Origin of the sequence: Nocardiopsis sp. CNT312 (assembly GCF_000515115.1) — a bacterium.
Lineage (GTDB): Bacteria > Actinomycetota > Actinomycetes > Streptosporangiales > Streptosporangiaceae > Nocardiopsis.
Genome location: NZ_KI911537.1, coordinates 280,617 through 292,222 on the forward strand (window position 1 = coordinate 280,617; position 11,606 = coordinate 292,222).

11 protein-coding genes are annotated in these 11,606 nt (G+C 70.0%); 2 read left to right on the plus strand and 9 right to left on the minus strand.

Annotated elements, in window-relative coordinates; translation table 11 throughout:
• Nucleotides 1-3: 3 nt before the first annotated feature.
• The 6 genes from B042_RS0120105 to B042_RS0120130 form a co-directional block, all read right to left on the minus strand.
• Nucleotides 4-564 (minus strand): hypothetical protein, encoded by a 561-nt coding sequence (locus B042_RS0120105; RefSeq protein WP_028649855.1) that lies wholly within the window; start codon nt 562-564, stop codon nt 4-6.
• Complete coding sequence (mreC, locus tag B042_RS0120110) at nt 561-1,460, minus strand: rod shape-determining protein MreC (RefSeq protein ID WP_028649856.1); 900 nt, start codon at nt 1,458-1,460, stop codon at nt 561-563. Before mreC ends, B042_RS0120105 begins: the two co-directional genes overlap by 4 nt.
• Nucleotide 1,461: 1 nt before the next feature.
• Nucleotides 1,462-2,496, minus strand: coding sequence for a rod shape-determining protein (locus tag B042_RS0120115; protein ID WP_028649857.1), 1,035 nt, complete (start codon nt 2,494-2,496; stop codon nt 1,462-1,464).
• Between the two features lie 254 nt (nt 2,497-2,750).
• Nucleotides 2,751-3,158: a nucleoside-diphosphate kinase gene (ndk, locus tag B042_RS0120120; protein WP_028649858.1), complete on the minus strand. Its 408-nt coding sequence runs from the start codon at nt 3,156-3,158 to the stop codon at nt 2,751-2,753.
• 172 nt (nt 3,159-3,330) lie between these two features.
• Nucleotides 3,331-3,699, minus strand: coding sequence for a DUF4233 domain-containing protein (locus B042_RS0120125; protein ID WP_028649859.1), 369 nt, complete (start codon nt 3,697-3,699; stop codon nt 3,331-3,333).
• A gap of 25 nt (nt 3,700-3,724) precedes the next feature.
• Nucleotides 3,725-5,077, minus strand: coding sequence for a folylpolyglutamate synthase/dihydrofolate synthase family protein (locus B042_RS0120130; protein ID WP_028649860.1), 1,353 nt, complete (start codon nt 5,075-5,077; stop codon nt 3,725-3,727).
• Nucleotides 5,078-5,190: 113 nt separating this feature from the next.
• Between B042_RS0120130 and B042_RS0120135 the strand changes: the two genes are divergently transcribed.
• A complete protein-coding gene (locus B042_RS0120135) occupies nt 5,191-6,429 on the plus strand; it encodes a folylpolyglutamate synthase (protein WP_028649861.1) in 1,239 nt (412 codons plus the stop codon).
• 62 nt (nt 6,430-6,491) lie between these two features.
• Here B042_RS0120135 and B042_RS24000 read toward each other — a convergent pair whose 3' ends face one another.
• Together B042_RS24000 and B042_RS0120145 are read right to left on the minus strand one after the other, a co-directional pair.
• Nucleotides 6,492-7,976, minus strand: coding sequence for an LVIVD repeat-containing protein (locus B042_RS24000; RefSeq protein WP_155989243.1), 1,485 nt, complete (start codon nt 7,974-7,976; stop codon nt 6,492-6,494).
• 134 nt (nt 7,977-8,110) lie between these two features.
• On the minus strand, nt 8,111-9,475 hold the full coding sequence (locus B042_RS0120145; protein WP_081748905.1) for an LVIVD repeat-containing protein: 1,365 nt from the start codon (nt 9,473-9,475) through the stop codon (nt 8,111-8,113).
• 261 nt (nt 9,476-9,736) lie between these two features.
• On the opposite strand from B042_RS0120145, the gene B042_RS0120150 reads away from it, so the two are divergent.
• Nucleotides 9,737-10,447 (plus strand): DUF305 domain-containing protein, encoded by a 711-nt coding sequence (locus tag B042_RS0120150; protein ID WP_028649863.1) that lies wholly within the window; start codon nt 9,737-9,739, stop codon nt 10,445-10,447.
• A 57-nt stretch (nt 10,448-10,504) separates the two neighbouring features.
• Here B042_RS0120150 and clpX read toward each other — a convergent pair.
• Nucleotides 10,505-11,606: ATP-dependent Clp protease ATP-binding subunit ClpX (gene clpX / locus B042_RS0120155; RefSeq protein ID WP_028649235.1), on the minus strand; the 1,102-nt coding region annotated here is incomplete at its 5' end.

An 11,606-nucleotide genomic window follows, 5' to 3' on the forward strand; every position in this document is an offset into this window, starting at 1 on the left:
GGCTCACCACCCCCCCAGGCGGGTCGGGCCCTGGACGGTGGCGAACTCGTCCTCGGTGAACGCGGTGCGTATCCACAGCAGGGGGAGCGTGGCCAGCGGTGCGGCCAGGGTCGTCAGGACCGCACCCGTACCCGCCGCCACCGCGAGGGCCCCGAGCGACAGGCGCGGGTCGCCCACGACCAGGCCGACCGCCGCGTAGGCGGCGCTCACCCCCAGGGACGCGGCCAGGGCGGCACCGATACCGGTCCAGGCCGAGGGCCGGCCGCCGACGGCGCCCGGAGCACCGGTGTTGGTGCGCAGCAGGGCGACGAGGTAGAAGACCACGCACAGGACGAGCGCGTAGCGGCCCACGGCGTGCTCGGCCGGGGGCATGAGGTCCATAGCCAGCCCGGCGGCGAAGCCGGACCCGGCCGACACGGCGGGGCTGGCGGTCAGGGCCACCGCCGCCAGGGCGGCGACCACGAGGTCGGGGCCAGTGCCCCAGGCGAAGGGGATCCGGTTGACGACGGTGGCCTGGACCAGGATGGCGAGGGCCACGATGAACAGGGTCGCCGCGGTTCTCATCGGTCCTCCTCGGGGTCGGGCTGGCTGGGAAGGACGGAGTCCCTCGGGTCCTCCGCGGGCCCCGAGACGACCACCCCCACCACGTCCAGCGCGGCGAAGTCGACGACCGGGGCGATCCGGGCGAGGCGGCTGAGGGCGCCCGGGGACATCTGGACCGCCTCCACGGTGCCCACGGGCACACCGGGCACGAACGGCGCACCGTCGTGGGAGCCGAGTGTGACCAGACGGTCCCCGTCCTCCACGGGCGTCTCCAGGTCGAACAGCTCCAGGGTGAGGTCTGCGTCGGGTCCTCCGGGCACCGATCCGCCCTTGGCCACCCCGATCTTGCGGGTGCCCTCCAGCCGGACCCCGACCGCCGAGGCGACGTCGGTGGCGAGCATGACGGTGGAGGTGCGCTTCCCCACCTCCACGACGCGCCCGACCAGGCCCTGGCCGTTGACCACCGTCATGTCCGCAGTGATCCCGGAGTCGCTTCCCGCGTCCAGGGTGACCGTGCGGCCGTAGCCGTGGGAGGTGACACGGGTGACCGCCTGCGCGGCGACGATCTCGTAGCCGCCCCTGCCGGACAGGTGGAGCAGTTCGTCGAGTTGCTGTGCGCGCTCCTCGTCGAGTTCGGCGGCCCGCAGCCGCTCCCGGAGTTCGGCGTTGTCCCGCTCCAGCTCCTCGATGCGGTCGGCGGCGGCGGGGCCCGCGCGCAGCCCGTCGTAGAGGTCGGTGACCGGGCCGGCGGCGGCGCTCACGGCGGAGGAGGCCGGGGCGAACACCAGTTCTCCAGCCCTGCGCCCCGTGTCGGTGACGGGGCCGCCGCCCGCGCGCGAGTCCAGGACGATCAGGGCGACCGCCGCAGTCACCAGGAGCGCGAGGACCAGGCGGGATCTCGGTGCGTCACGGAACATGTCAGCGCCGCCGTTCGGGGACCAGGACCTGGTGCAGGCGCTCGTAGTTCTCCACACAGGTGCCCGAACCGATCGCCACCGAGTCGAGCGCGTTGTCGGCGACGTGGATGGGCATACCGGTCTCGTGGAGCAGCCGTTCGTCGAGTCCGCGCAGCAGCGCACCGCCGCCGGTGACGGCCACGCCGCGGTCCATGATGTCGCCGGACAGCTCGGGCGGGCACTTGTCCAGGCTGGTGCGAACCGCGTCGATGATCGTGGTGACCGGCTCCTCCAGGGCCTGCCTGACGTCGCTCTCGGACAGGACGATGGTCTTGGGCAGGCCGCTGATGAGGTCGCGGCCGCGTACCTCGGCCTGGAGCTCCTCCTCCGCCGTGGGGTAGGCCGAACCGATGGCCATCTTCAGCTCTTCGGCGGTGCGCTCCCCGATCATCAGGGAGTACTCCTTCTTGATGAAGGTCATGATGGCCTGGTCGAGTTCGTCACCGCCCACCCGGATGGACTGGGAGGTGACGATGCCGCCCATGGAGATGACAGCGACCTCGGTGGTGCCGCCGCCGATGTCCACGACCATGTTCCCGGTGGGCTCGTGGACGGGGAGCCCGGCGCCGATGGCGGCGGCCATGGGCTCCTCGATGATGTACACCCTGCGCGCCCCGGCCTGGTAGCCCGCCTCCTTGACCGCACGGTGCTCGACCGAGGTGATCCCGCTGGGGACGGCGACGATGACGCGCGGTTTGGCGAAGTGGCGGCGCCGGTGGATCTTCTGGATGAAGTAGCGCAGCATCCGCTCGGTGATCTCGAAGTCGGCGATGACGCCGTCCTTGAGCGGGCGGATCGCCGTGATGTTGGTCGGGGTCCGGCCGATCATCTGCTTGGCCTCGATCCCCACCGCCACGATCCTGCCCGTGGAGGTGTTGACGGCAACGACCGACGGTTCGTTGAGCACGATGCCGCGCCCGCGTACGTACACCAGTGTGTTGGCGGTCCCCAGGTCGACGGCCATGTCCCGACCGAGGAAGGCAAGGTTGTTCGGCATGTGACGTCCTCAGAGGCGTTGGGTCGGACGCGGGCACCCGCCACGACCATAGGTAGTCGTTCCGGAACGATGGGTGTTCATCAACCCGTATCGTAACGGAAAGCACTTAGCCCGTTACACGAACACACCGAAATGGCGCCGAGATCGCGGACGAATGCTGACATAGCCGATGTGCCGGAAAAGACACCGGGCGGCCTCTGGAACACGTGTGCCGCCCGACCCGCGGAGGGGCCGGGCGGCACACGGGACGGGCGTCAGGCCAGCTCGGGGAAGAACAGCTTGATCTCGCGGTCGGCGGAGTAGGTGGAGTCCGAGCCGTGCACGATGTTGGCCTGGACCTCCAGGGCGAAGTCGCCGCGAATGGTGCCGGGGGCCGCGGTCACGGGGTCGGTGGCCCCGGCCAGGGCCCGGAAGGCCTCGACCGCGCGCTCGCCCTCGACCACCATGGCCACTAGCGGACCGCCGGTGATGAACTCCACCAGGGAGTCGAAGAACGGACGCTCGGCGTGCTCCTCGTAGTGGGTCCTGGCCGTGGCCGCGTCGAGCGTGCGCAGCTCCATGGCGGCCAGTTTCAGCCCCTTGCGCTCGATGCGCGAGACGACCTCGCCGACGATGTTGCGGCGGACACCGTCAGGTTTGATGAGAACGAGTGTGCGCTCCACGTGCGTTGTCAACTCCTCACTAGGGCTCCGCGTGGCGCAGGTGGGCGCTCGCCCACGGCGTCGGCCGCGCGCGGAGGAAAAGGGTGGGTGTCACGACAGGGGCGCGGCCGCGTTCGGGGAGAGCCCCGCGGAGGACGGGCCGCGTGCCCGGACCCTGGTCACACTACCGTCTTCAGGCCTCCGGCGCGGTGCCTGCGGCCTGATCCGCCCGGGCGCGCTCCGCGTGGAGCGCCTTCATCCGGTCGGTGCGGTGCCCCAGGACCACCCCGGCCACCCACAGGGAGCCGAACACGATCGCGATCATCACCATTCCCGGTACCAGGAACGAGGTGGCGACCATGACCGCTTGGAGGGCCCAGGCGGCGTAGTGGCCCCAGGAGTACTTCTGGAGGCCGCCGAGGAGGAGCGCGGCGGCGGCCATGCCGCCCCAGACCCCGACGGCCCAGGCTGGTTCCATCCCCTCCACCATGATGGCGACGGGTATGACGAGGCCGAGGACCACGGCCTCGAAGGCGAGAACGACAGCACAGATGACGCGCACGGTGGATTCCCTTCGTCAGGCCCCTCTACTCACCCGGACCGCGCAGCAGGTGAACGGCGTCACCGGCGGTGACGACCGAACCGGTGACCAGTACTCCGGCACCGCCGAACTCCCCGGTCTCCTCCGCCAGGCCGATGGCCCGGTCGATGGCGTCGTCGAGTCGGTGGGCCGTGTGGACCCGGTCCCGGCCGAAGATCTCCTCGGCGAGGGCGGCGAGCCGCGCGGGTTCGAGGGAGCGGGGAGAGGAATTGCGGGTGACGACGATGTCGTCCAACAGCGGTTCGAGGGGTTCCAGAATTCCCTCGACGTCCTTGTCGGCCATGATCGCGACCACGCCGACCAGGCGGGAGAAGCCGAACGACTCCTCCACGGCGGAGGCGGTCGCCGCCATGCCCGCCGGGTTGTGAGCGGCGTCAGCCACGACGGTGGGACTGGTCCGCACCACCTCCATGCGCCCGGGAGCGGCGACCTCGGACAGGGCCTCGCCGACCATCGCCGGGTCGAGGCCCTCCCCCTCCTCACCGGCGGAGGCGAACGCCTCGACGGCGGCGATGGCGACCGCGGCGTTGCCCGCCTGGTGGGCGCCGAAGAGCGGCAGGAACAGCCGCTCGTACCCGTTGGTCAGGCCCTTGACCGCGATCTGCTGGCCGCCGACGGCCACGTCCCGCGAGGTGACGCCGAACTCCAGTCCCTCCCGGGCCACCCGGGCCCCGGTCTCGGAGGCGCAGCGCATGAGGACCTCGGCGGCCGGCAGGGGCTGCTGGGCCAGGACCGCGACGGAGCCGGGCTTGATGATGCCGCCCTTCTCCTCGGCGATGCCCTCCACGGTGTCGGGCAGGTACTCGGTGTGGTCGATGGAGATCGGTGTGACCACGGCGACGTCGGCGTCGACGACATTGGTGGCGTCCCAGCGCCCGCCCATGCCGACCTCGACCACGGCGACGTCCACCGGGGTGTCGGCGAAGACCGCGTAGGCCATGGCCGTGAGCAGTTCGAAGAACGACAGCCGACCCTCGCCCGCGGCGTCGGCCATCTCCACGTACGGGCGGATGTCGTCGTAGGCCTCGACGAACCGCTCCCGGGAGACCGGCTCGCCGTCCACGACGATGCGCTCGCGCACCGTACGCAGGTGCGGGCTGGTGTAGCGGCCCACGCGCAGGCCGCGTGCCCGCAGCAGCGTGTCGATCATGCGTGCCGTGGACGTCTTGCCATTGGTCCCGGTGACATGGACCACCCGGAAGCCGCGCTGGGGCTCCCCTAGCAGATCGAGCAGGGTCCGGATCCGGTCCAGCCGCGGGTCGATCTCGGACTCGGGCGTCCGGGACATGATCTCGGCGGCCACCTCGTCGTAGCGCTCACGGGCGCCGGCGCCGCTCACGGTGTCTCAGGGGTCGTCGGAGTGCACACGAGCGCCAGTGTATGTGCGTCTGCACGCGGACCGCCCCGGCTTGGGCGAACGATGACACGCGCCGGGCGCAGCATACTGGGGGCATGGACACCCTTGGCCCCTTCTTCACCGAGTGGGCGGCCCGCCGCCCCGGACAGGTCCGCAGCCGTCAACGCGCCCGACTGCTCATGGACGCACTGGAGCTGAACCCGGCGTCCGTACCCGTCCTGGGCGTGGTGGGGTCCAAGGGCAAGGGGAGCACGGCGACCTACGCCTCCGCCGCGCTGTCGGCCGCCGGTCTGCGCACCGTCCTGGTCACCGGTCCGAGCTTCCGGTCGTACCGGGAGCGGGTGCGGGTGGACGGGGTGTCGGTGACCGGTGCCGGGCTGGACGCCCTGGGCGACCTGATCGAGCGGGCCCGGCTGAGCCTGCCCCCGGTGGCGGAGACCGGGGGGCACCTCGCCCCGAGCGGCCTGTTCCTCATCGCCGGGATGCTGGAGGCACGGCGGTCCGGAGCCGACGTGTGCGTGCTGGAGGCGGGCGCGGGAGGCCACCGCGACGAGCTGCGGATCATCGGCCCGGACGTGGTGGCCCTGGGCAGGGTGTTCGGCGAACACCTCGGGGTGCTGGGGGACACCGTCCCGGAGATCGCCCGGGAGAAGGCCCGTGTGGCGGGGGACCGCACACAGGCGCTGGTGAGCCTGCCCCAGACGGAGGAGGTCTCCGAGGCGGTCGCCGCCGCGCTGGCGGAGGCGACCGGCGGGCGGGTGGCGGTGGAGACCGTCGACCCGGGGAACGAGGACGCGGAACCCCCCGCCCGGCTGCGCCCGGCAGGGCTGTCGGCGGCTTCGGGGGTGCTGGGGACCGCGGCGGCGCTGCGCATGCTGGACGTCCTGGGACGTCCCCGCCCCTCCCGGGAACGGCTGCACGGGGCACTGAAGACGGTGCGCCTGCCCGCCCGCCTGTCCCGCCACGCGGTGGGCGGCGGGGAGGTGGTCGTGGACTCGGCGATCAACGGTGCGGGGGTCGCCGCGGCGGTGGCGCACGCGCGCGGCGTGTGGGGCGGAATCGACCACGTCCTGCTGTGCCTTCCCGACCACAAGGACGTGTCAGGCGTGGTGGAGGCGCTGGAGGGCCTGCCCGTCACCACGGTCGTCCTGCCGGAGTCCCACCTGAGGTTCGAGCGCGCACTGCCCGCGCGCTGGGGGCGGATGCGGGCGGAGGAGCTGTCGGCCGCGTCGTTCCCGGCGCTGGGGCGGCGCGTCCTGGCGCTGGGCACGGTGTACTTCACCGGACGGGTGCTGGAGGCCGTCGAGGCGCCCACCGACCGGCTCTTCGGCTGACAGGGGTGCGGGGCCGGGGAGCGGCCCGTGCCGTCCCCAGCCCCCGTGTCACTCAGTCGGCGTCAGTGGCGTCCCCTGCCGCCCCGGTCGTCGCAGTCACCGCGGTCACCGCGGTCGTGCCGGTTCCCGTGTCCTCCCCGGTCGTCGCAGTCGCCCCGGCCTCGGCCGGGACGGTACACCGGCTGCGACTGCGGGTTGAACTCGTCCATGAAGACCCGCTCGGCCACGTTGAACCGCGGCTCGTCGATCCTGAGCACGTCCAGCCCCCGGGTGATGTCGGAGGAGTAGACGTAGCCGTTGTAGTAGTACGCCGACCACGAGCCGCCCAGGACCAGGCGGTCCTCGTTGATCGGGTCACGGTCGAAGTAGCCGATCTCGGTGGCGTCGGTGGGGTCGTTGAAGTCCATGACGGACACGCCGCCCTGGTACCAGGACTGCACGAAGAAGTCACCGCCGGGCACCGGGATCAGCGAACCGTTGTGCGCCACGCAGTTCTCGGTGTCCGCCTGGTGGCGGGGGATCTTGTAGTAGCCCTCGAAGCTCATCTGCGGGTCCTCGTCGGAGCCCCCGATGGTGTAGATGGCGTTGGCGCCGCGCTCGGAGCCGATCTCCTCGTTGCAGGTGGCCCCGCCGCCACCGCCGAGTTCGTCGGTGAACATGACGGTGCCGCCCCGGTTGGTGAAGGTCGCCGAGTGCCAGAACGCGAAGTTCTCGTCCCGGACCACGTCGGTGACGACGGGGGCCGCGGGGTCGGAGATGTCCATCAGGACACCGTCGCCCATGCAGGCGCCGGCGGCGATGTCCTCGGACGGGAACGCGGTGATGTCGTGGCAGCCGGAGGTGCCGGAGTTTCCGCCTTCGGGGAAGAGCACCGGGGTGTCGATGACCTGTGCCGAGGCGGGGTCGTCGAGCGGGACCTCGATGATTGAGATCGCGTCGTGCGGCGGCTGGCAGTTCGGGTAGGCCGCGTTGGGCGAGTAGGACGACACGTAGACGTACTCGTGCTCGCCGTCCTTGCCCGGGACGAGGGTGTTGGTGTGCGAACCGCAGTCGGTGCGCACCGCAGTCACGTACTGGGGGGCGGCCTTGTCGGAGATGTCGAAGATCCGGATGCCCTCGAACCCCTCGGGGTTCGTGGTGGAGGTGGCTGGGGCCCCGCACTCGGTTCCGGCGCGGGCGTAGTCGACGGAGAAGTAGAGCAGGTCGCCGCTGACGCTCACGTCCCCCTGCCCGCCCGGACACAGCACCTCGGAGACGATCTCCGGCGACTCCGGCTCCGAGACGTCGTAGACGACGAACCCGTTGTAGTTTCCGCCGATCACGTAGTCACCGGTGAAAGCCAGGTCCGAGTTGTAGGAACTCATGACCTCGGTCTTGGGGACATTGGCAACGTGAGTGACATTTTCACTGGTCATAGCGTCACTGACGAATTCCTCGTCAGCGGCGGCGGCCGCAGGGCCGAGCAGTCCGGCGATCAGGGCCGCTGTGGATGCGAGGGCGAGCCCGGCGGCTCCGCGTCTCACACGCGGTTGGGGGATGAGGGGCATCTACACTCCAAGTTCCGTTCAGGCGAAACATGAGAAATGTACACATTGGGGCGTAGAGATGCATAGAGGGATGGAAAAGAAACCTTCCTTCTTAACAGAAAAGACGTTTTCGCCCCCCAGACTGAACACAGTGACTAGGGAGCGGGCTGCGACGGTTGGGACTGCGGGTTGAACTGGTCCATGCGGACCCCCTCGGCGGGGGCGAGCCGCGGGTCGGTCAGCCGGAGCACGTCCAGGCCCCGCTGGATGCCGTTGGAGTACACGTGGCCGTTGTAGTAGTAGGCCGACCACGAACCCGCGGTGCGCAGCGCGGCGGAGTCCCAGGGGCCGCGGTCGAAGAAGGCGATCTCCCGGGGCTCGTCGGGGTCGGTGAGGTCGACGACCGACACCCCGCCCTGGTACCAGCCCTGCACGAAGAAGTCGCCCCCGGGGACCGGGATCAGCGAACCGTTGTGCGCCACGCAGTTCTCGGTGTCCGCCTGGTGGCGGGGGATCTTGTAGTAGCTGCGAAAGACCAGGTCCGTGCCGCCGCCGACCGAGTAGACGGCGTCCGCGCCCCGCTCGGGACCGGTCTCGGCGTCGCACACGGCGGCCGAGCCGCCGCCCAGTTCGTCGGTGAAGAGCACGGTGGAGGCGTCGGCGGTGAAGGTGGCCGAGTGCCAGAACGCGAAGTTGTCGTCGCGGACCCGGTCGAGCACGACGGGCGCGAGCGGGTCGGAGATATCGAGCAGCAGCCCGTCGCCCAGGCACGCCGCGGCGGCCAGGCCGCGCTCGGGGTAGGCGGTGATGTCGTGGCAGCCCATCGTCTTGGGGTCGTCCCCGGGGCCGAAGAGCGCCGGGGTGGCAGCGACCGCTGCGTCCTCGGGCGCGTCATGGGGCACCTCGACGATCGACAGGCGCTCGTGCGGCGGCCGGCAGTTCGGGAAGCTCTCCGAGGGCGAGTAGGACGACACGTAGACGTAGTCGCGGTCGCCGCCCGGGACCAGGGTGTTGGTGTGCGAACCGCAGTCGGTGCGCACCGCCGCCACGTACTGCGGGGCGGCCTTGTCGGAGATGTCGAAGATCCGGATGCCCTCGAACCCCTCGGGGTCGGAGGGGGCGACGGCCTCCGCCCCGCACTCCGTGCCCTTCCTCGGGTAGTCGACGGAGAAGTAGAGCAGGTCGCCGCTGACGCTCACGTCCCCCTGCCCGCCCGGACACAGCACCTCGGAGACGATCTCCGGCGACTCCGGCTCCGAGACGTCGTAGACGACGAACCCGTTGTAGTTTCCGCCGATCACGTAGTCACCGGTGAAGGCCAGGTCCGAGTTGAGGGCGGCCGAGCCGCCGAGGAGGGCGGGCTTGGGCACGTGGGCCAGGTGCTCGACACCCTTCAGCACGGCGGCGTCGGCCGGTGCTTCGGTGGCGGCCCGCGCCGGGGGCGCGCATCCGACCGCGATCAGGACCACCCCCGCGCCCAGGGCACCCCAGCGCGCCGGACCGCCGCGTGCCGCCGCCATCATCCGCACCCCCGAAACACAAAGCAGTCATTCAACTACTCATTGTTCTACTCTGCGCAGACGACTCACACCAGACGAAACACTGAGACCGGACATACAAACCAGAACAACCAGACCGATCCCAGCAGACCCCGGGACACGCCCTCACATCAAAACGTTCGCGACACTGGACAGAACACGCCGACAGTCAGTAGAAAACCGACAAGGTGTCACTGTGGCGCCCCGTGCGGGCCCCGTCCGCCCACCCCGCTTGGAGGAATCGTGCGCCGTCTGGCACTCGCGACCGGAACCGCTCTGGCCCTGCTCGGAGCCACCGCATGCGCCGATGACAGCGGGGTACTGGAGTCCACGAACGTCATCGCGCCCGGCGCGCCCGGGGAGTCGCCCAGCCCGGCCACGGCCGAACAGCTCGCGGCCCTGGCCGAGGAGCAGGGGCACAACGCCGCCGACGTCAACTACCTCGTACTCATGATCGAGCACCACCGGCAGGCTCTGGAGATGACCGATCTGGTCGAGGAGCGCCACGAGCGCGAGGACATCGACCGCATCGCCGGACGCATCGCTTCCGCGCAGGGGCCGGAGATCGAGGTCATGGAGGGCTGGCTGGAGGAGAATGTCCTCGGTCCGGCGCGGGAGAACCCCGCCTACGCGAACTTCTGCGGCCTGGAAGGCGAGGTGTCCCACCACGGCGGCGACGGCGACCTCCCCAGATGCGACCTGGAGGTCGACCACGACGACATGCCGGGGATGGCCTCGGAGGAGGAGATGGACGAGCTGGCGGCGGCCGAGGGCGACGCCTTCGACCGGCTCTTCGTCGATCTGATGACCACACACCACGAGGGCGCCGTCACCATGGCGGAGGAGGTCCTGGAGGAGGGGCACGACCGGACGGTGCGGCAGATGGCCAACGACGTCATCGTCGAACAGCGTGTGGACATCACACGGATGGCGGAGATCCTCGAAGAGGACTGAAACGCAAGGGGCCCGGCTCCTCCCCCGGCGGGGAGGGCCGCACGGAGCGGTGGCCCCTCAGGCGGACTTCTCCTCCGGACCGCCCTCCGACAACCCCCGACGCACGATCGTCGGATTCACGTGGTCCACCACCGTCTCCCCCGTAATGATCACCCGACCCACATCCTCACGCGAAGGCACCTCATACATCACCGACAACAACACCTCCTCGATGATCGCCCGCAACCCACGCGCACCCGTCCCCCGCACGATCGCCTGATCCGCAATCGCCTCCAACGCCCCCTCAGTGAACTCCAACCCCACATCATCCAACTCGAACAACCGCTGATACTGCTTCACCAACGCATTGCGCGGCAACGTCAGAATCCGCACCAGCGCCGCCCGGTCCAGATCATGCACACTCGTGATCACCGGCAACCGACCCACGAACTCCGGAATCATCCCGAACTTCAACAGATCCTCCGGCATCACCTCACCCAGCAGCGCCGACTCCGCCACCTCCGACCGCGGCCGCAACACCGCGTTGAACCCCATCCCCTGCCGACCCGTCCGCGACTCGATCAACTTCTCCAACCCCGCGAACGCCCCACCACAGATGAACAACACATTGGTCGTATCGATCTGGATGAACTCCTGGTGCGGATGCTTGCGCCCCCCCTGCGGCGGCACCGACGCCGTCGTCCCCTCCAGGATCTTCAACAGCGCCTGCTGCACCCCCTCACCCGACACGTCCCGCGTGATCGAGGGGTTCTCGCTCTTACGCGCGACCTTGTCCACCTCGTCGATGTAGATGATCCCCGTCTCGGCCTTCTTCACGTCGTAGTCGGCCGCCTGGATCAACTTCAACAGGATGTTCTCCACATCCTCGCCCACATACCCCGCCTCGGTCAGCGCCGTGGCGTCGGCGATCGCGAACGGCACGTTCAGGATCCGCGCCAGCGTCTGCGCCAACAGCGTCTTGCCCGACCCCGTCGGACCCAGCAGCAAGATGTTGGACTTGGCGATCTCCACACCCTCCTCGCCCGGACGCTCCCCCTCCGACCGCACACGCTTGTAGTGGTTGTACACCGCCACCGACAACGCCTTCTTCGCCGCGTCCTGACCAATCACGTACGAGTCCAGAAACTCGTAGATCTCCCGCGGCTTCGGCAGACTGTCC